Annotated in this window: 16 protein-coding genes; 9 read left to right on the plus strand and 7 right to left on the minus strand. The window is 56.4% G+C overall.

All coding sequences use genetic code 11. The features are described 5' to 3' along the window. The first annotated feature begins 57 nt into the window (after positions 1 to 57). From ptsP to JXO48_03575, 9 genes are all read left to right on the plus strand, one after another. The gene (gene ptsP / locus JXO48_03535; protein ID MBN2282941.1) at positions 58 to 1,854 is read left to right on the plus strand and encodes a phosphoenolpyruvate--protein phosphotransferase; all 1,797 of its coding nucleotides are present in this window, start codon (positions 58 to 60) and stop codon (positions 1,852 to 1,854) included. A 39-nt stretch (positions 1,855 to 1,893) separates the two neighbouring features. Then, positions 1,894 to 4,494 (plus strand): 1-acyl-sn-glycerol-3-phosphate acyltransferase, encoded by a 2,601-nt coding sequence (locus JXO48_03540; GenBank protein MBN2282942.1) that lies wholly within the window; start codon positions 1,894 to 1,896, stop codon positions 4,492 to 4,494. Between the two features lie 246 nt (positions 4,495 to 4,740). Then, positions 4,741 to 6,357, plus strand: a complete 1,617-nt coding sequence (locus JXO48_03545) for a methylcrotonoyl-CoA carboxylase (GenBank protein ID MBN2282943.1) — start codon at positions 4,741 to 4,743, stop codon at positions 6,355 to 6,357. 72 nt (positions 6,358 to 6,429) lie between these two features. Further along, complete coding sequence (locus JXO48_03550) at positions 6,430 to 7,917, plus strand: acetyl-CoA carboxylase biotin carboxylase subunit (GenBank protein ID MBN2282944.1); 1,488 nt, start codon at positions 6,430 to 6,432, stop codon at positions 7,915 to 7,917. A gap of 41 nt (positions 7,918 to 7,958) precedes the next feature. Next, on the plus strand, positions 7,959 to 8,498 hold the full coding sequence (locus JXO48_03555) for a biotin/lipoyl-binding protein (GenBank protein ID MBN2282945.1): 540 nt from the start codon (positions 7,959 to 7,961) through the stop codon (positions 8,496 to 8,498). 34 nt (positions 8,499 to 8,532) lie between these two features. Further along, on the plus strand, positions 8,533 to 9,303 hold the full coding sequence (locus JXO48_03560; protein ID MBN2282946.1) for an enoyl-CoA hydratase/isomerase family protein: 771 nt from the start codon (positions 8,533 to 8,535) through the stop codon (positions 9,301 to 9,303). A 113-nt stretch (positions 9,304 to 9,416) separates the two neighbouring features. Beyond that, a complete protein-coding gene (locus JXO48_03565; protein MBN2282947.1) occupies positions 9,417 to 11,210 on the plus strand; it encodes a DUF1446 domain-containing protein in 1,794 nt (597 codons plus the stop codon). Between the two features lie 18 nt (positions 11,211 to 11,228). Next, the gene (locus JXO48_03570) at positions 11,229 to 12,365 is read left to right on the plus strand and encodes an acyl-CoA dehydrogenase family protein (protein ID MBN2282948.1); all 1,137 of its coding nucleotides are present in this window, start codon (positions 11,229 to 11,231) and stop codon (positions 12,363 to 12,365) included. A 16-nt stretch (positions 12,366 to 12,381) separates the two neighbouring features. Continuing rightward, positions 12,382 to 13,041, plus strand: a complete 660-nt coding sequence (locus JXO48_03575) for a TetR/AcrR family transcriptional regulator (protein MBN2282949.1) — start codon at positions 12,382 to 12,384, stop codon at positions 13,039 to 13,041. A 20-nt stretch (positions 13,042 to 13,061) separates the two neighbouring features. Here JXO48_03575 and eno read toward each other — a convergent pair whose 3' ends face one another. The 7 genes from eno to JXO48_03610 all read right to left on the minus strand — a co-directional run bounded on the left by eno (position 13,062) and on the right by JXO48_03610 (position 19,576). Then, positions 13,062 to 14,348: a phosphopyruvate hydratase gene (gene eno / locus JXO48_03580; GenBank protein MBN2282950.1), complete on the minus strand. Its 1,287-nt coding sequence runs from the start codon at positions 14,346 to 14,348 to the stop codon at positions 13,062 to 13,064. A 193-nt stretch (positions 14,349 to 14,541) separates the two neighbouring features. Then, positions 14,542 to 14,853 (minus strand): hypothetical protein, encoded by a 312-nt coding sequence (locus JXO48_03585; GenBank protein MBN2282951.1) that lies wholly within the window; start codon positions 14,851 to 14,853, stop codon positions 14,542 to 14,544. A gap of 26 nt (positions 14,854 to 14,879) precedes the next feature. Next, the gene (locus JXO48_03590) at positions 14,880 to 15,326 is read right to left on the minus strand and encodes a hypothetical protein (protein ID MBN2282952.1); all 447 of its coding nucleotides are present in this window, start codon (positions 15,324 to 15,326) and stop codon (positions 14,880 to 14,882) included. Between the two features lie 21 nt (positions 15,327 to 15,347). Then, positions 15,348 to 15,761 carry a DUF61 family protein gene (locus tag JXO48_03595; protein ID MBN2282953.1) on the minus strand — a complete coding sequence of 138 codons (414 nt, stop codon included), beginning with the start codon at positions 15,759 to 15,761 and terminating at the stop codon, positions 15,348 to 15,350. Next, positions 15,761 to 16,411, minus strand: coding sequence for a V-type ATP synthase subunit D (locus JXO48_03600; protein MBN2282954.1), 651 nt, complete (start codon positions 16,409 to 16,411; stop codon positions 15,761 to 15,763). Before JXO48_03600 ends, JXO48_03595 begins: the two co-directional genes overlap by 1 nt. A gap of 4 nt (positions 16,412 to 16,415) precedes the next feature. After that, entirely contained in the window at positions 16,416 to 17,819 is a 1,404-nt protein-coding gene (locus JXO48_03605) for a V-type ATP synthase subunit B (GenBank protein ID MBN2282955.1), read from the minus strand. Further along, entirely contained in the window at positions 17,819 to 19,576 is a 1,758-nt protein-coding gene (locus JXO48_03610; GenBank protein MBN2282956.1) for a V-type ATP synthase subunit A, read from the minus strand. Before JXO48_03610 ends, JXO48_03605 begins: the two co-directional genes overlap by 1 nt. Between the last annotated feature and the right edge of the window lie 6 nt (positions 19,577 to 19,582).

Consider the following 19,582-nt stretch of genomic DNA (forward strand, 5'->3'; position numbering starts at 1 on the left):
CCGTCGCATCTGTCAGAGGTTTAGAGATTTGTGAATTTGCAGCGAGGACATCGGTAATTGGATCAGGAAAAGATAAAGAAAACAGTTCTTCTCAGGGGCATCGGTGTGTCTCCCGGCATTGTGAGCGGAAAGGCATATGTCCTGGACCGCAGGGACGTTAAGGCACTGCACTACAATCTTTATGGCAAGGACGTGATCGAACGAGAGGTTGAACGGTTCCGTAAGGCCCTGGACGAATCGGAAAAGGAGCTTCTGAACATCAAGGAACGTCTCGGAGAGGGCGAGGAGATCGGTCCGCTCTTTATTGATGTACAGATCATGATCCTCAGGGATGAGAAGTTCGTCGGCAGCACGGTGCGGAACATCAGAAGCCGGAGCATCAATGCGGAATGGGCGTTGAGCCTCAGCGTGTCCCGCTATCGTGAGATGTTCGAAAAGATCGAGGACGCCTACCTGAAAGGCCGCATCAAGGATATTGAAGACGTGGCCCAGATCGTATTCAGGAACCTTTCCGGTGACACTCATGAAAGCATAGTGGACATCCCGGACAGGGTCATTCTGATAGCCCACGACCTCTCGCCCGCTGACACGGTTCAGATGAAAACCGAAAAGATACTTGCCTTTGCCACCGATGTGGGAAGCAAGACCTCGCATACGGCGATCATTGCCCGGGCCATAGAGATCCCCGCCACCGTCGGGCTCAAGAACGTCTCGGAGGTGGTCAAAACCAACGACATCGTGATCATTGACGGTACCTGGGGTACCGTTATCGTAAACCCGGATCCGGAGCTGATCAAACGGTACGAAGAGAAGAGGCGGCATTACCATATCATGGAGGAGGACCTCAATAAGGAGGCACCCCTTCCCTCCGTTACGAAAGACGGGCACCGCATCGGTATCGGGGCGAACATAGAGTTCAGCGATGAGGCCGTTTCCGCCGTATCTCACGGAGCCAACGGCGTCGGTCTCTTCAGGACGGAATTCATCTATATCAACAAGGAGCAGTTGCCCACGGAAGAGGAGCACTACTATCACTACCAGCGGGTCATAGAGACGGAAGGTATCAAGTGGGCGACGATCCGGACCTTTGATCTGGGGGGGGACAAGTTCATTTCAGATCCCCGTCTGGCCGAGGAAATGAACCCGGCAATGGGGCTGCGCGCCGTTCGTTACTGTCTTCGTGAGATTGATCTTTTCAAGGTGCAGATTCGGGCCATTCTCAGGGCGAGCGTACTGGGGAATACAGGCATACTGATTCCCATGATATCCGGTGTGGAGGAGATACGGCACGTCAAAGAGATCATCGCCGAGGTAAAGGACGAACTGAAAAAAGAGGGGAAGCCCTATGGCGAAGGGATCAAACTGGGAATCATGATAGAGGTCCCCTCGGCGGTGGTGATCGCCGATCTCCTGGCCAGGGAGGTCGATTTCTTCAGCATCGGGACGAACGACCTCATTCAATACTCCCTTGCCATCGACCGGGTGAACGAACGGGTGGACTATCTTTATAAACCATGCCATCCCGCTATTCTGCGCCTGATAAAGCAGGTGGTGGAGGCGGGACATCGCGCGGGGATCAAGGTTGCGATGTGCGGTGAAATGGCCGGTGATCCTCTGTATGCCCTGGTGCTCATGGGACTGGGCCTCGATGGTCTGAGCATGACGCCGCTGGCGATACCTCGGATAAAGAAAATAATGCGGGAATCCACTTACAGTGAATCAACCGAGTTGATTCAAAATATCCTGGGATTCATGGAGGCCCATGAAGTTGAAGAATACGTTCGGGATTACATGACGGAGCGTTTCCCCGAGCTGTGTCCCGTGAATTACGAGGGTCTGAATGAACGGATATAACGGATGTGCTGGGTCAGAAACCCTGGAAGAGCTTACATTATGTCGATACAAACAGCCCTGCAATCATGGAAAAAAAAGATCGGTGAATATTACGTCAATACCCTGTATCCTCGAAGAAGGTTTCCCTTCTTCTGGATACTGGACCGGCTGCTGTCCCGGGTAAATATTGATGACGGATCGCTCGAGCAGATACGGAATCTCGGCAACGAAGGTATCGTCGTCTATACGCTCAAGAACAAGAGCCAGCTGAATTGTCTGATCCTCAGAAATCTTGCGGGACGGACCGGTATCGACCAGCCGGAATACTGCCACGGCATCTGCATGGTTCTCTGGCAGCCCTTTACCAATGCCTTCAGAGCGCTGCTGTCGCGGATCTTCCATAATCCCTACAAAGAAGGATATCTGAAAAAAGTAACGGAGGAAAAGAAAAGCTCCGTCATCTATCTTCGAGGTTCCGATTCCATCGGAAGCACCTTTAATAAAGACCCCCTTGCCTTTCTGATCGATGCGGCCATCCAGACAGAGGTGCCCGTGTACCTCGTTCCCATCCTGGTCACCTACGGCAGACAAAGAGAAAAAAAGGATAAAGGTATCGGCGATATTTTATTCGGTCAGTCCGAAAATCCCGGTGCCGTCAAGCGGATCCTGACCTTTTTGAGACATTCCAAGCAGGCCTTCATCCTCGCCGCCGATCCGGTTGATTTGAGGGATTATGTCGAGCAGCACAGTAAAAATTCCGTTGATATCATGGCGTACATGCTGCGTCGTGATCTGATAGAGCGAATCAATGCTGAAAAACGGACCGTTGTGGGACCGGTGCTGAAATCGAGAGAAGAGGTCATCGGGATGGTGCTCCGGGACCCGGCGCTGGTCGCGTTCATGGAAGACATGGCCGCCTCGGGGAAGAAAAGTTACCCGGATCTCGTAAAGGAAGGGCGGAAAGATCTGCTGGAGATCGCCGCGAACTACAGCGAGATATATATCGGTCTTTTCGACAGGGCGCTGAGCTGGCTCTGGAACAGTATCTTCGACGGGGTCGTCATAGACCGCGAGGGGCTTGCCCGGATACGAGAGGTAGCACGGAAAATGCCTTTTGTGGTGGTTCCCTGTCACCGAAGTCACATTGATTACCTTCTGCTGTCCCATGTCCTGTATCGTAATAACATTCAGCAGCCCTTCATCGCCGCCGGTAATAACCTGCTTTTCTGGCCGATGGGCCATATCTTCAGAAAATCGGGGGCCTTTTTCCTTCGGAGAAGTTTCAGGGGCGACCCACTCTATGGTCAGGTATTTTCAACGTACATCAAGGTGCTTCTCCAGGAGGGGTTTCCCCTGGAGTTTTTCATCGAGGGAGGAAGAAGCAGGACCGGCAAAATGGTCATGCCGAAGTTCGGGCTTTTGTCGATGATCATACAGGCATACCGCGAAGGGGCATGCAACGATCTCGCCTTTGTCCCCGTCTATATCGGCTACGACCGGGTGGTGGAGGAGACATCCTATCTCAAGGAACTGGGCGGTGGCGAAAAAGAGCCCGAAAAGACGTCGACGCTCATAAAAAGCAGGAAGGTCCTGAAAAAGCGATACGGCAGGATATACATGAATGTGGGTGAACCGATCCAGATGAAGGCCTATCTCGCGTCCCAGAAAGTTCCTATCGACGACATGTCGGTGGAGGAACGGCAGCGGCTCTACCGGAGAATGAGCTATGAGATCGCCCACGAGATCAACAAGCATTCCGTCATCACCCCCTATTCCCTTGTTGCGGCGGGCCTGCTCTGTCATTTCAGGCGGGGTGTCACGAACGACGAGCTGATGAATTACATATTCGAATTCATTGATTATCTTGATTACCGGAAGGTCAAGTTCGCCGCCACCATGGATCAGCGTGATAAGGCGCTTGCCGAGGCATTGAGCCAACTCGAGGCATCGGGCCTGATCGAAAAAATGGGACCTGATGATGAAGAGGACGAGGAGTTCGAAGAGGTCATCTATGCCATCGATGAAGATAAGCGGTTGAATCTTGAGTATTACAAGAGTAATATCCTGCATTTTTTCCTGCCCATATCCTTTGTGGCAACGGCCATTCTGGCAAGTGAGAACGACGAAGTCTCCCTGTATCGGATCGTTGACGATTTCCGGTTTCTCAAGCGCCTGTTCCGCCATGAATTCATCTTTGATGAAAGCGTCACCGACGTTGAAGAGGTAGCACAGATCCTTGATTATTTCAGAAACAGGGGCATGATAGCCGGATTCGAGGACGGGGCCGGAACGTGGATAGAAGTGAAGGGAAAGGGACGGCGGGACCTCGTGGGCTTTGCCGGCCTCGTGAATAATTACATTGAATCCTACTGGATCACCGTCCGCGGATGCACCTATATTCGGGAAAAGGCCCGGCCGGAAAAGGATATCGTCAAAAAGATCCAGAAACTGGGCACAAAGATGTACAAAAAGGGTGAAATATCAAAGCCGGAAGCCCTTTCCCGTGATACCTACCGGAACGCGCTTCGGTTCCTCACCGACGCGGGGATCATAGAGATGTCGGAACCGTCCGGGGAAAAACAGCCGCGTCTCCTGTCGCTCGACGTCGACCGCAGTAACTTCGAGACCCTGCGGCGCAGGCTCTTCACTTTCATGCGATAGGATAACTTTCAACAGGACGGAACCATTCCACGCCCACCTCTACTGGGCAATGACGTCAAAACGGATGCAGTTTGCCGATTCATCGGGCGCTTTTCCCCTTCCTTTCCGACAAAAATCGATATTTCCTCTGAAAAAGCTTGACTATTATAATGAACATCATTATATCACATAATCATATTCAACAACTGAACGACAATATTCCCGCTTAACGGTGTGGGCCGGTATGCGGTGAAAGGATGTCGAGATATGGACAGCATTGAATCCCGGATAGATACAAAGTCTGATGAATATAAGAAGAACTATGAGCGGATGGAAACGCTCCTCGCCGAATTGCGGGAGGAACTGCGAAAGGCACGGGAGGACCGGTCGCAGAAAGCGCGTGATCGCCTGGCGGACCAAGGAAAACTTCCCATTCGCAGAAAGCTCGAGCTTCTCCTTGACCGGAATACCCCCTTTCTTGAAATAGCTCCACTGGCGGCCAGGGGCATGTATGACGGAGCTGTCCACGGAGCGGGTCTTGTATCGGGGATAGGCGTCGTGGAAGGAAAAGAGGTCCTGGTCAGCGGCAACGATCCGACCATCAAGGGCGGCGCGACCTATCCGATGACCGTGAAAAAAACGCTGCGTGTGCAAACGATCGTCATGGAAAACCGGTTGCCCGCCGTGACGCTCGTTGATTCGGCGGGCGGGTTTCTGCCCCTGCAGTCGGAGGTCTTTCCCGACATTGATGACGGCGGGAGAGTATTCTATAACCAGTCCATCTGTTCAAAGATGGGAATTCCCCAGATAACGGCGGTGATGGGGTTGTGCACGGCGGGCGGCGCGTATGTTCCCGCCATGTCGGACGAAACGGTGCACGTACGGGGAACGGGAGCGATCTTTCTCGGCGGACCGCCGCTGGTGAAGGCGGCAACCGGTGAAGAAGTGACGGCCGATGAGCTGGGAGGCGCCGATCTCCACTGCCGGGATTCGGGGGTATCCGATTATTTCGCGGAGGACGATACCCATGCCATCGAGATCCTTCGAAAGATAGTAAAGAACCTGCCTCCTGCTGAAAAATCCATGCATCCCTTGCAAGAGCCGGCACCTCCGCTCTATGACCCGAAAGAGATCTACGGTATCGTCAGCAGGGAACTGAAGGTGCCCTATGATGTCAGGGAAATCATCGCACGCATGGTGGACCGGAGCGAGTTCCTTGAGTTCAAGGAACTCTATGGCCCCACCCTGGTGTGCGGCTGGGCGTTTATCCATGGTTATCCCGTGGGAATCCTGGGGAACAACGGTGTCCTCTTTCCGGACAGTGCCCTGAAGGGGACCCAGTTCATCCAGTTGTGCGACCGGCGAAAAATCCCTCTCGTCTTTCTTCAGAACATCAACGGGTTCATCGTGGGCAGCGAATACGAACGACTTGGGATCACGAAGAACGGACATAAGATGGTCAACGCCGTATCGACGGCGACGGTGCCGAAGTTCACCGTTATCGTGGGTGCTTCCTACGGCGCGGGTAACTACGCCATGTGCGGCAGGGCGTACTCACCCCGCTTGCTCTGGATGTGGCCGAACGCGGAGATCGCCGTCATGGGTGGCGAACAGGCCGCGGGTGTCCTCGTTACACTTCGGAACGACCAGCTTGCCAAGGAGGGAAAGCCGCCCATGACCCCCGAGGAAGAGGCCCTCATACGGGACCCCCTTATCGAGAATGCCCGTAAGGAGAGCAATGCATTGTACAGCACGGCCAACATGTGGGATGACGGCATACTCGATCCCGCCGCTACCCGGGACGTGCTCGGCCTTGCCATTTCCGCCGCCGCGAACGCACCCATCCGTGATGATGTGTTCGGGTACGGTATTTTCAGAATGTAAGGGGCCGATAACCGGCTTCTGCGGCCGGCTGGGCCGGTCCCACTCGATATGACAGGTCAACCGGGAGATGACATGTTTAAAAAAATCCTTGTGGCGAACCGTGGGGAGATAGCCCGCCGTATCTTGAAGACCTGCCGGGAAATGGGCGTTGCCACGGTGGCCGTCTATTCCGATGCGGACCGTACCGCCCTCCATGTCCTGGAAGCAGACCAGGCGGTGTGCCTTGGTGAATCCGATCCGCTGGAAAGTTATCTGAACATAGACAAAATAATCGACGCCGCACGGGAAACCGGTGCGGAAGCGATCCATCCCGGATACGGGTTTCTGGCCGAGAACCCTGTATTTGCCGGCAGATGCGAAGAGGAGGGCCTTGTTTTCATCGGTCCTCCGGCGCGGGTGATAGAGGAACTGGGAGATAAAACGATCGCCCGCCGGACGATGATGGAAAGCGGTGTGCCCGTCATTCCGGGAATGATTTCAGCCGAGTCGGACCACGCGGTGCTTGCCCGTGAAGCCGAGGAGATCGGTTACCCCGTGCTCATAAAGGCGGCCGCCGGTGGCGGTGGGAAGGGGATGCGCATCGTCGAGAGAGCGGCCGCGTTCGAAGAGGCCTGTATTTCAGCCTCAAGCGAAGCCAAGAGTGCTTTCGGGAACGGTTCGATCTACCTCGAGAAATATCTGGTGCGGCCGAGACATGTCGAATTCCAGATACTGGCTGACCATCATGGGAATGTGGTTCACCTGCTTGAGCGGGAGTGTTCGATCCAGAGGCGTCACCAGAAGATAATCGAGGAGACACCCTCACCGGCCATGGATCCCGAGCTTAGAGAAGCCATGGGAAAGGCGGCCGTGGCCGCCGCCCGCGCCTCTGGATACCTCAATGCGGGTACCGTGGAGTTTCTGCTCGATCAGGACGGGAAATATTACTTTCTGGAAGTCAACACCCGTTTGCAGGTCGAGCATCCGATAACGGAGATGCTGACCGGTATCGATATCGTCAGGTGTCAGCTGGAAATCGCCGCCGGGCACCCCCTGCCGTTTTCCCAGAGCGATATCATCGGAAGGGGGCATGCCATCGAATGCCGGATATACGCGGAAGACCCGGAACAGGAGTTCTATCCTTCACCGGGGATGATCCACTTCATGCGTGAGCCCTCGGGACCGGGGGTCCGTAATGACTGCGGTGTGTATTCGGGCTTTCCGGTTCCCGTGGAGTATGCCCCGATCCTGTCGAAACTGGTAGTTCTCGCCGGGAACCGCGAACAGGCGGTGCAGCGGATGATACAGGCGCTGCGTGAATACGTTATCCTGGGGATCAGGACACCCATCCCATTTTTGATAGATGTGCTTCGTTCACGGGAATTTCAGAGCGGCGAGACCTTCACCGACTTCATTGCCGCTCACTTTTCAGATTGGAAACCGGAGAGGACCCACGCGGGCGAGGCCGCCGTCGCCTTTGTGATCGACGAACTGGCCGGCAGGAGGGGGACGCCGTCATTCAAGGGAAGCGAAGCGTCCCTTCGTTCTCCCTGGTTTACACTGGGGAATTGGGGTCGCTGAAAGGATCATGAGGAACAGGAGTAACAGGGGGCGCTGAGAGGATGGAATACCGGCTGAAGATCGACGATCAGATCATTCCTGTCGCTTGCGACACGGCGAAGGAGAACACAGTAGAGGTTTCCCTCGATGGAAAAGAGATGCACGTCAGTTATTCCCGTGTTTCCGATAATCAGCTCCATCTTGTGATAGACGGGATCGGTGTCACCGCCTATGTGACGGGCAACGGGGGGGAAAAGACCGTCGTTATAGCAGGTGTTCCGTATGTGGTTCGGGATGTTGATGCCCTGGAACAGGTTTCCCGAAACAGAAGGGGCCCCCGGGAAATTCCACAGGATATAACGCCGCCCATGCCCTCCGTTGTCGTCAGGATTCTCGTGGCTGCGGGTGACACGGTGATTGCCGGCAGCGGTGTCATCGTCGTCACGGCCATGAAAATGGAGACTACCCTGGCGGCGCCTTTTGACGGCACGGTGACGAGTATCAATGTTGCCGTGGGAGACAAGGTCATGCCCGGGCAGGTACTGGTCGATATTGAGAGGGACGGGGAGCCGGCGGCGGAGCAGCAGGAAGCAGGCGGCTGAATTCGAACCGGACGCGGATAAGGAGGTGCGTACCATGGATGAACGGCACGTATTGTATGATGTAAGGGACGGGGTCGCCTATATCACGATCAATCGAGAGCAGCAAAGGAATGCCATAACACCGGAGGCGGTGGCGCTTTTACACGAGTATCTGGACCAGGCGGCCCGTGACGAGGCCGTCAGGGTCGTGCAGGTGACCGGCGCCGGTGAGAAGGCCTTTTGCACGGGGGCTCAGCTCAGTGGGGCCGTATCGACTGAAGGCCGTGATGTGTTCGCCGACTACGCGGCGCTCCTGAACAAGATCGCGGGTTTTCCGAAACCGACAGTGGCACGGGTGAAGGGATTCTGCCTGGCCGGCGGCATGGGGTTCATGCTTGCCTGCGATATCGTGATCGCCAGTGACGATTCCCGGTTCGGAACGCCGGAAGTGAATGTCGGTCTCTGGCCGATGATGATCGGCGCCCTGATCTTCCGCAATGTGCTTCAGAAGAAGGCCATGGAAATGATCCTTCTCGGTGAGCGGTTGACGGCCCGGGAGGCACTCGACAGGGGGCTCGTTACCCGGGTGGTGCCGGCGGACAGGCTCGATGAGGAGGTGGCGGAGGTGCTGAAAGCCCTTGCCGCGAAGAGTCCCATCGGGATCAGGATCGGCAAGGAAGCGTTTTATGAGATGGAGGGCATGCAGCTTGCCGAGGCGCTTCAGTTCCTCGCAAAGAAGATCGGGGAAGTGGCGAGCACGGAAGATGCCGTGGAAGGCATTACGGCGTTCATCGAAAAAAGGCCGCCCGTATTCAAGGGAAGGTGATTTGTTGCGTGTGCGGCCGCTTCGCTGCGAGTGCATGGTGCCCGGAAAAAGGTCTAATCCACCCGAAACAATACCTGATTGAAAAACATTTTTCACAGACTGGGGGAGTGTACATGGGGAAAGAAAATCGTAAAGGAAAAGATAAGGTCATCATCGCCAACTGCAGCGGCTATTTCGGGGACCGGTTGGAGGCGGCGCGGGAACTGGTGCAGGGAGGCCCCATCGATTTTCTCACGGGGGACTATCTGGCCGAGCTGACCATGGCGCTCCTTTTCCGCCTGCGGCTCAAGAAACCTGAAGCGGGATACGTGCCGACCTTTCTCAAGCAGATGGAACAGGTCATGGGGGAGTGCCTCGACAGAAATATCAAGATCGTTTCGAACGCGGGCGGCCTGAATTCCCGAGGGCTCGTGGAAGAACTCCGGAAGATCGCCGATACCCTGGGTCTTCACCCGAAGATCGCCTGTATCGAGGGAGACGACCTGATGGGACGGCTGCAGGAGCTCCAGGAAGCCGGCGAAGCCTTCGTTCATCTCGACAAGGGGATCGCGCTCAAGGATGCGGGGGCCAATCCCATAACGGCAAATGCCTACCTGGGATGCTGGGGGATCGTCGAAGCCCTGTCGCGGGGTGCCGATATCGTCGTGGGAGGGCGGATCGCCGATGCGTCCCTGGTCATGGGCCCAGCGGCATGGTGGTTTGACTGGAAGCGCACCGACTGGGATAAACTTGCCGGCGCCGCCGTGGCGGGCCACATCGTGGAGTGCGGCGCCCAGGCAACAGGCGGCAATTACTCTTTCATTGATGAAGTGCCTTCCTTTGTCAATGTGGGCTATCCGATCGCGGAAGTGTTCGAGGACGGCTCCTCCGTTATCACGAAGCACCCCGGAACGGGCGGCCTGGTGTCGGTGGATACCGTCAAGGCCCAGCTTCTCTACGAGGTGAGAGAACCGAAGTATCTGACCCCGGACGCGGCGGCACGGTTCGATACCATCGGGATATCCCAGGAAGGCCCGGACCGGGTACGGATCACGGGTGTGAAAGGTGAGCCGCCGCCCGAAACGACCAAGGTCTGCATCAATAATCTCGGCGGATACCGGAACTCGATGACGATCGTGCTGACGGGCCTTGATATCGAAAAAAAGGCCCAGGTCTTCGAGGAAGCCCTGTTCGCGAGCATCGGCGGAAGAGGGACCTTTGCCGTCGAGGACGTTCAGCTTGTTCGTTCCGACAAGGAGGATCCCGCGGTCAATGACGAGGCCTTCGCCTATCTGCGGGTGTCGGTGATGGATCCCGACGCGAAGAAGGTAGGCAAATTCTCGGCGAAGATCGTCGAGCTGGGGCTTGCCAACATTCCCGGGTTTACGGCGACGGCGCCGCCCACAAAGGGAACGCCGGCGATCATGCACTGGCCGGCACTGATCTCCGTCAAGAACCTCCAGCAGAAGGTCGTGATGAATGGTGATGAGATTCCGGTGGAACCGCCTCCGGTGGAGCCCGGAGCCCCTGTTCCCGAGGCTTCGAGGGTCACGATCCCGCCGGTACCGGCAGGCAGGACTGTCAGGATTCCCCTGGGACGGGTCTTCGCTACCCGTTCAGGCGACAAGGGCGGTAACGCGAACCTGGGGGTGTGGGCAAAAACGCCCGAAGCCTATGCCTTCCTGCGGGAGTTTCTGACGACGGAACGGTTGAAGGAACTCCTGAAGGATATGAAGGACTATGACATGGAGCGCTACGAGATGCCCAATCTCCTGGCTGTTAATTTCTATATCAAGGGTGTTCTCGGTGAAGGTGTGGCCGCGTCGCTGCGGAGCGATCCCCAGGCCAAGACCCTCGGGGAATACCTGCGAGCGAAATATGCAGACATTCCGGAATCCATCGTACCAGATGACGTCAGGCCTCGATGAGAGGGAAAGGAGGTTCCCATGTATTTCGATGAAACACACGATGCCTTCAGAGATTCGATAAGACGCTTTGTCGACAAGGAAATCAACCCGAACATGGACGAATGGGAAGAGACGACGGCACCCCTGCACGACCTCTTCAAGAAGATGGGTGGTCTCGGATTTCTCGGTATCCGCTACGACCCGGCATACGGCGGACAGGGCCTTGATTACTGGTTCGAGACGATACTGCTGGAAGAGATCGGCAACGTTCACGGCATGGGTGTGCCCACGGCGATCGCCGTTCAGACCAACATGGCGACACCGGCGATCGACGCCTTTGGCAGCGAATATCTGAAAGAGACCTACCTGAAGCCCGCCATCGCCGGTGACATGGTCACCGCCATCGCCGTGACCGAACCCGACGCAGGGTCTGACGTCTTTGCCATCAAAACACGGGCCGTAAGAAAAGGTGACCACTATGAGTTGAACGGGTCGAAGACCTATATTACCAACGGGGTCCAGGCGGATTTCCTGACATTGCTGGCACGAACAGGGGAAGGGGACGGATACCATTCCTTCGGTCTTTTTGTGGTTCCCACAAATCTTCCGGGGTTTGTCGTGAGCAAGAAACTCGATAAATTGGGCCTCAGAAGCAGCGACACGGCGGAGCTCTTCTTCGACAACGTCAAGGTTCCCGTCGAGAACATGATCGGCGAGGAAGGAGAAGGGTTTATTTACCAGATGAAACAGTTCCAGCACGAGCGGTTCGCCATATTGCCGGGGACCCATGTCGCCGTGAGGAACATGGTGAACATGACCGTCGATTACCTGCGGCAGCGCATCGTCTTCGGGAAGCCGCTCATCACCAAGCAGGTCCTGAGACACCGATTGGCCGATTACCTGACGAAAAGCGAATGTCTCAAACAGCTGACATACCATATCGTCCGGATGAAGATGGAGGGTCGCGACGTGACCCGTGAAGTTTCCATGGGAAAACTGTTCGCGGGGCCGCTCATGTCCGAGGTTGCCGACGGATGCCTTCAGATGTTCGGTGGAATGGGATTCATGAACGAGACGAAGATCTCCCGGTATTACCGGGACGCCCGCATCATGTCGATCGGCGGCGGCGCCAACGAGGTCATGTCGGAAATTATAGCGCGCATCGAGGGTTTTTAGGATCACGATGGGAAAAATGAAGGAACAGAACGGCACCCCGTCACGGAGCGCGCTGCGCAGGCAGCGTGAACGGGAGCAACGCCTGAAGACCATCCTTGCCGCCGCTGAAACGCTCTTCGGCCGGAAGGGATACCACCAGACGAGCATTGAAGAGATCGCCGACATGGCGGAAGTATCAACGGGTGCCGTATACTTCTATTTCAAGAACAAGGAGGACCTCCTCATCACGCTGATGCAGGATATCGGCTACGACCTGCGGAAATTGCTCGGCGATGAGCTGCGGAAGGCGGAACTGTCCCTTGAGAGCCTCCGCAATATCGCCGTGGCGTTCCTGAATGATTTCTGCCTGCGGTATCCTGAGAAGATAACGATATTTTTCCGGGAATCCGTCGGTCAGAGCGCCGAGGTTGAAGAGCAGCGGAAAAAGCTCTTCATCAGACTGTCCTCTGATATCAGGGAGGCGGTAATCCGTATCGCTTCGGACCTGAACAGGGAGTTCGTTACCGACGCGTCCCCGGAACTCATTGCCGTCTGCATCGTCGGTATCTACGAACGCATCGCCTGCCATTACCTGCTCTGGCGGGGACATCCAGAGGACCTCGTCGATATTGCCGAGGAAACGGTATCCTTCATGCTGGGAGGTGTTACCAATCTCTTTCGTTCCTATGACCGCTGAATAACCCCGCCCGGACGGTGCTACCGGATGCTGTAGAAGGCTTCCTTTCCCCGGTATACGGCGGTTTCTCCCAGTTCTTCCTCGATTCGAAGCAACTGGTTGTATTTTGCCAGTCGCTCGCTTCTCGATACCGAGCCGCTTTTGATCTGCCCGCAGTTCATGGCGACCGCCACGTCAGCGATGTAGTGATCCTCCGTTTCCCCAGACCGGTGGGAAATGACCGTGGTATACCCCGCTTCCTTGGCACATTCGATGGTCTCGAGCGTTTCCGTGACCGTGCCGATCTGGTTGAGCTTGATGAGGATCGAATTGGCCACCCCGAGGGAGACGCCTTTCTTAAGGCGTTTCTTGTTCGTTACGAAGAGGTCGTCTCCCACGATCTGAACTTTGGAGCCCAGCGCCTCGGTCATGAGCTTCCAGCCGTCCCAGTCGTCTTCGGCCAGGCCGTCCTCGATGGAGATGATCGGATAGGAATCGACCAGGTTCCGGTAGAATTCCACCAGCTCGGGGGCTTTCTTCTTCGGTTTCTTCTCGGCGGCAAGTACGTAGGTCCCCTTGTGATAGAAGGAGCTCGCCGCGGCATCGAGAGCGATCCAGATATCCTCTCCCGGTTTGTATCTCGCCGCTTCTATCGCCTTGAGGATCAGTTCAACGGCCTCGGTGTTGGACGTGAGGTTCGGCGCGAAACCGCCCTCGTCACCGACCGACGTGCTGTATCCCTTCTTTTTCAGGACCATCTTGAGGTGTGCGAAGACCTCGCTGCACATCCGCAGGCCTTCCGCGAAATTCGGGGCTCCCACGGGCATGATCATGAACTCCTGGATATCGACATTATTATCGGCATGCTGGCCGCCGTTGAGAATATTCATCATGGGGATCGGGAGTTCCTTCGCGACGATCCCGCCGATATAGCGGTACAGGGGAAGACCCACGACCTCGGCCGCCGCGCGGGCACAGGCCAGTGATACTCCCAGGATGGCGTTGGCGCCGAGGTTGCCCTTGTTTTCCGTTCCGTCCAGCTCTATCATGGCCTGGTCGATCTCCCTCTGGTAGAGACAGTCCATGCCGATAATGGCCGGGCCGATGCGGTACATGACGTTTTCGATCGCGTTCAGGACACCCTTACCCAGGTACCTTTTTTTGTCGCCGTCGCGCAGTTCAAGCATCTCGTGCTCACCCGTGGAAGCCCCCGACGGTATGGAAGCCCTCGCGGTTATTTCGCTGCTGAGGGTGACCTCCGCTTCAACGGTGGGGTTTCCCCGTGAATCGAGTATTTCCCGGGCATATACATCAATGATCTCGGTCATAACGCCTCCTTGATGGGTTCGGTGGTTCGGGAAACTTGTATCACAGAATCCAGGAATCAATCCATAGTTTTTGATCACTGAAACAAGGGGATTGAGGTGTGGAGCGGACCGGCGGGGCTGCGTCCGTGCCGGTCTGAAGGTACGCGGGGCACCGGAAGGCGAGTATCGCACCGATGCCCGGGGAGACGAATGGTTATCGAGTTCCCTCTATCCGGCCGATGATGAGGGTGACCATTTCATCCACCTTCGCCGATGCCGACGACTTGATCTTTGCCGATTTTTTCTGGGCTTCGTCGAGCTGCTTCTTTGCTTCCTCGCGGGCGTCGGACAGGATCTTGTCCCGTTCCTTTTCCATATCGCCCAGGGCAAGCTCTTTTGAAAGGATATCCCCCGATTCCTTCTTCGCCCGTTCCATGATCTCCTTCGCCTTCTGCCTGGCTTCCGTGATCAGTCGTTCCGCTTCGCGCTCGATCTCCTGGATGGTTGTCTGCATCTGTTCGGCCATTGGCTTCTTCTCCTTTGGTGCTTTCCTTATCCTTTTTCGATTCTCCCGTATTCCTGGATGACCAGGTAGATCCCGTGATCGAAAATACGGATCGTCTTGTTGATGGTCTCCACCGCCTGATGGTGCTCAACGGCGGTGAGAAACGGGGCCTGGAAATCGGCGTAGAGCCACATGTGCCGCCGCATCATTATGAGCGCGTAAACCGCCTCGTGAAGAGGGATCTTGTTTCCGTGCTGGGTCCGCGCGTAGGCCGTGAAATAGTCGCGTACTTCCGTGTAGGGTTTCTCGCTGTGATAGATCCGCTCCAGTTTCTTGTAAAAGCCGATCGCGTTCTGCCGGCACTTTTCCTGTGGGACCCGGTGGTAAGACGGGGTCCTCGGGTTGCTTCTCACGGCGTTGCACCACTGGGTGGCGATCTCGTCACGGTGGGCTTCAAGAATGTTGATGAGCCTGTCGGCAAATACCTGTTTCATAACGCACCTCGCTGCGTCATCTCAAAGAAAAACATACTGGGTCGTCGTCTTCAGGACCCGCCTCACCACGTTTACCTGGGGGCGGAAAATGATGATCCTGTCGTCGCCGCGGGGCAGCGCCATGTCCAGCACCGCTTCAAGGACCTTGATTTCCAGGCCTTCCCGGGACCGTATGACGACACCCCCCTGGTCCGACGATACCTCCAAGAGGATCGGCAGCATCAGAAGCTGCTGTTCATCTTCACTGAGAATTCCCGCCAGGAAATGGAGCTCCTTTTTTTTGAACAGATGCCTGCTGCCGTCGCCGCACACGACATGCGGACGTTCTTCATGTAAGAGAGCGTCCAGAGACTTCCGCGCCCTTGGAAGATGGGCATTGATCGATCTGAGTTCCCCCACCAGGTAATCGGGGAATAGCTTTTCGGAAGACGCCATCAGTACGCGAAAGCCTCTCTCTTTTCTATCAGAAGCTTGACGTGTTTCAACCGCGCCACTTCCTCGCGGTCCCGCTCCTCGAACTTCATGTTCAGGTATTTGATGGTCTCGCCGAGGCCGGGGATCACGATATATTCCAACGCGTTGTTGATCCGTTTCACCTTGTTTATCTCAGCGCCGAGGAGCTCCAGGGCGCTTTCGAGTTCCGCCAGTTCGACCGTAGTGGCGAGGCAGCGCTGCGCCAGTTCGGTGCTTTTATCCAGGAGCGACGACGTGTCCGTCATGGGCCGCTGCCGGGCATGCACGTGCTCGGTCTTCTCGATTTCAAAAAGCGGTATCCTGACGCCCGCCACGTTCCGTATGCCGGCCGTTATTTCGATGATCCGTCCCGGGACCAGAAGCTCCTTCTCTATCTGGAAATCACCGTGGTATCCCGTCGCGATGGAAAGGGCCTTGTACGCTTCGGCATACTCGGCGAGGAGCCGCTCCTTGACCACGGCGCATTCCTTGACGGTCTGGAGAAATTCCATCACCAGGATGGAAAGACGGTCCTTGACGATCTTCTGTATCCTGGTGGCCAGCTTGAGCCGCCGTTTCAGCCTCGCCAGTTCGATCTTCGTCGGTCGCGTGACCTGAACTTTCGTCGCCATATCGTCACTCGGTAGCCTTCTTTTCCGGCAGATATTTCCGGATGTACTCTTCCTGTATCAGTTTGAGGTCCTCCCGGGGAAGCATGGAAAAGATGTTCCAGGCGATACCCAGGGTGTCCTCGACACTGCGCCGTTCGAACTGGTTCTGGGATATGAACTCCCGTTCAAACCGGTCGGCCGCTTCGAGATATATCTTGTCCCTGTCGCTCAGCGCCTCGGAGCCGATGACCGTCGAGATCTCACGCAGGTAGTTTCCCTCGGCATAGGCCGAATAGGACTGCATGAACACATTGTTGTGGTCTTCCCGCGTGTTTCCCTCACCGATCCCTTCCTTCATCATTCGCGACAGGGAGAGGAACACGTCAATGGGAGGATAGATCCTTTTCCGCTCCAGTGAACGGGACAGAACGATCTGTCCCTCCGTGATATAGCCTGTCAGGTCGGCGATAGGATGGGTGATATCATCATCGGGCATGGTCAGGATCGGGAGGATCGTGACGGAGCCCTCCTTCCCGGCGATCCTGCCGGCCCGCTCGTACAGGGAGGCCAGGTCCGTGTACATGTATCCGGGATAGCCACGCCTGCTGGGTATCTCACCGCGCATGGCCGCCAGTTCGCGAAGAGCGTCACAGTAATTCGTTATGTCCGTGAGAATGACGAGAACGTGCAGGTCCAGTTCCCAGGCCAGGTATTCCGCCGCCGTGAGGGCCAGCCGCGGCGTCGAAAGGCGCTCGATGACCGGGGACGACGCCGTGTTTATGAATCCCACGGCCCTGCTGAGCGCGCCCGTTTCTTCGAGGTTGGAGATGAAGTACGCGGCGTCATCGTAACTGACGCCGATGGCGGCGAAGACGATGGCGAATTCCTCGGCTTTCCCTTTCAGCGCCGCCTGCCGCACGATCTGAGCCGCGATCTTGTTGTGAGGGAGGCCGGAGCCGCTGAATATGGGAAGCTTCTGTCCCCTGACGAGAACGTTCAGGCCGTCCATGGCGGATATCCCCGTTTCGATGAATTCAGCCGGCGGCATACGTGACGCGGGGTTAGCCGGAATGCCGTTGATATCAACGTAATTGTCCGAGATGATCGCCGGTCCTCCGTCAATGGGGTTTCCGCTGCCGTCGAAGATTCGTCCCAGGAGGTCCGGGGATACGGGAAGCTTCAGCGTTTCGCCCTTGTACCGCACTTTGCTGTTAAGGAGGTCCACCTCACTGACACCGCCGAAGACCTGGACGACCGTCATGATCTTGCCGACTTCAATGACCTGTCCCGTTCTCGTTTCCCCCGTACCGAGCTCCACCTCAACGATCTCGTTGAACCGGATGCCGGGTATGCTTTCGATCATGAGAAGGGACCGTCTGGCCGTGCTGATCGCCTTTGTCTGTCGCGTGAAAAGCTGCAGGGCTTCCATTACACGCCTCCTTCCTGGGTGATGGCCATCTTTTCCATTTCATCCCAGATGCCTTTCATATAGGCCTTGAATTCATCATGGGGAACATCCTTCATGCGCGAGATCCTCTGCACCAGCTTGAGTTGCGACATCTCGTTGACCAGCATTCCTGATTCAGCGAGTTCCTTTGCCAGGTCATAGAACTTGATGATGGTGCTCAGCATCATGTGTGAACGTTCCGGAGGCGAGTAGGTGTCCACCGGGTGATAGGCGCTCTGCATGAGAAAATCCTCCCGGATCATGCGCGCTATGAGGAGCAGAAGCTTGTCGTCCTCGGGCAGTGCCTCGGGACCCACGAGCCTGACTATCTCTTCGAGTTCAGCTTCGTTCTGCAGGATGATGAGCGATCTGTTCCGCACATCGGTGTAATCGGGACTGACCTTGTTCCACCATTTGTCGACCGATTCGGCGTAGAGGCTGTAACTCTGGAGCCAGTTGATGGTCGGAAAATGGCGCTTGTTGGCCAGGGCCACGTCCAGGGAATAGAGGGCGTCGATGATGCGCAGCGTCGCCTGTGTGACGGGTTCGCTGAAGTCCGCGCCGGGAGGGCTGACGGAACCGATAACCGTGGCCGAACCCATGCGGTCCGGTTTCCCGATGCACTCGACGCGCCCGGAACGTTCGTAGAAACTTGAGAGCCGGGAACCGAGATAGGTGGGGAATCCCTCTTCGCCGGGTGTTTCCTCAAGCCGGGCGCCGATCTCCCTCATCGCCTCGGCCCAGCGGGAGGTGGAGTCGGCCACCAGCAGGACGTCGTATCCCATATCCCGAAAGTATTCTGCCATGGTAATCCCGAGATAGATGCTGATCTCCCGGGCGACAACGGGCATGTTCGATGTGTTGGCGATGAATATCTCCTTTTCCTGGAGCAACCGGTCCGTGGCGGGGTCCCTGAGTTTTTTGAAGCTGTACAGAACGTCGGCCATCTCGTTTCCACGCTCACCGCAGCCCACGTAGATATTGAGGTGTGTCTGCGACCATCGGGCCATCTGCTGGAGGTTGACCGTTTTCCCCGTGCCGAACCCGCCCGGAATGGCAGCCTTGCCTCCCAGGGCGAGGGGAAAAAGGTAATCGATGATCCGTGTTCCCGTGACGAGCAGGTCTTCGGGGTCGAAGCGTTTCTTGTAAATGCGGGGTTTTCGCGCCGGCCACCGCTGCATCATTGTCAAGGGCCGTTTCGAGCCGTTATGCTCGATGGTGGCCACGGCGTCCTTGACCGTATAATCGCCTTCGGCGATCTCGGTGATGGTTCCCTGTACCCCTATAGGGACCATGACCCTGTGCTCGATGAGGCCCGTCTCGGGGACCGTGCCGATGATGTCGCCTTCACTCACCGGATCGCCGACCTTGACGGTGGGAGTGAAATGCCACTTTGTTTCGCGGTCCAGGGCGGCGGTACGCGCCCCCCGGAGGAGAAAGTCTCCGATGTCGTCCTTCATGGTTACAAGGGAGCGCTGAACGCCGTCATAGATGTTGCCGACGATCCCCGGTCCGAGTTCGACCATCAGAATTTCTCCGGTCCCCTCGACGGGCTCGCCCACCCGAAGTCCCGTGGTGTCCTCATATACCTGAATGACCGCCTTGTCCTGTTCAAGGCCGATGATCTCACCCGTGAGCCGTTCGTCTCCCACATCGACGACTTCGTATACCTGTGATCCCCTCATATCATCAGCGATTACGACAGGCCCCGATACTCTCCAGATTTTCCCCATGGTCATGCCTCG

It is taken from the genome of Deltaproteobacteria bacterium (genome assembly GCA_016933965.1).
GTDB lineage: Bacteria > Desulfobacterota > Syntrophia > Syntrophales > UBA2210 > JAFGTS01.

Coding starts and splice junctions, on each gene's coding strand:
- JXO48_03540 (MBN2282942.1), top strand. CDS start 1,894: ATGTCGATACAAACAGCCCTGCAATCATGGAAAAAAAAGATCGGTGAA.
- JXO48_03545 (MBN2282943.1), top strand. CDS start 4,741: ATGGACAGCATTGAATCCCGGATAGATACAAAGTCTGATGAATATAAG.
- JXO48_03550 (MBN2282944.1), top strand. CDS start 6,430: ATGTTTAAAAAAATCCTTGTGGCGAACCGTGGGGAGATAGCCCGCCGT.
- JXO48_03555 (MBN2282945.1), top strand. CDS start 7,959: ATGGAATACCGGCTGAAGATCGACGATCAGATCATTCCTGTCGCTTGC.
- JXO48_03560 (MBN2282946.1), top strand. CDS start 8,533: ATGGATGAACGGCACGTATTGTATGATGTAAGGGACGGGGTCGCCTAT.
- JXO48_03565 (MBN2282947.1), top strand. CDS start 9,417: ATGGGGAAAGAAAATCGTAAAGGAAAAGATAAGGTCATCATCGCCAAC.
- JXO48_03570 (MBN2282948.1), top strand. CDS start 11,229: ATGTATTTCGATGAAACACACGATGCCTTCAGAGATTCGATAAGACGC.
- JXO48_03575 (MBN2282949.1), top strand. CDS start 12,382: ATGAAGGAACAGAACGGCACCCCGTCACGGAGCGCGCTGCGCAGGCAG.
- eno (MBN2282950.1), bottom strand. CDS start 14,348: ATGACCGAGATCATTGATGTATATGCCCGGGAAATACTCGATTCACGG.
- JXO48_03585 (MBN2282951.1), bottom strand. CDS start 14,853: ATGGCCGAACAGATGCAGACAACCATCCAGGAGATCGAGCGCGAAGCG.
- JXO48_03590 (MBN2282952.1), bottom strand. CDS start 15,326: ATGAAACAGGTATTTGCCGACAGGCTCATCAACATTCTTGAAGCCCAC.
- JXO48_03595 (MBN2282953.1), bottom strand. CDS start 15,761: ATGGCGTCTTCCGAAAAGCTATTCCCCGATTACCTGGTGGGGGAACTC.
- JXO48_03600 (MBN2282954.1), bottom strand. CDS start 16,411: ATGGCGACGAAAGTTCAGGTCACGCGACCGACGAAGATCGAACTGGCG.
- JXO48_03605 (MBN2282955.1), bottom strand. CDS start 17,819: ATGGAAGCCCTGCAGCTTTTCACGCGACAGACAAAGGCGATCAGCACG.
- JXO48_03610 (MBN2282956.1), bottom strand. CDS start 19,576: ATGACCATGGGGAAAATCTGGAGAGTATCGGGGCCTGTCGTAATCGCT.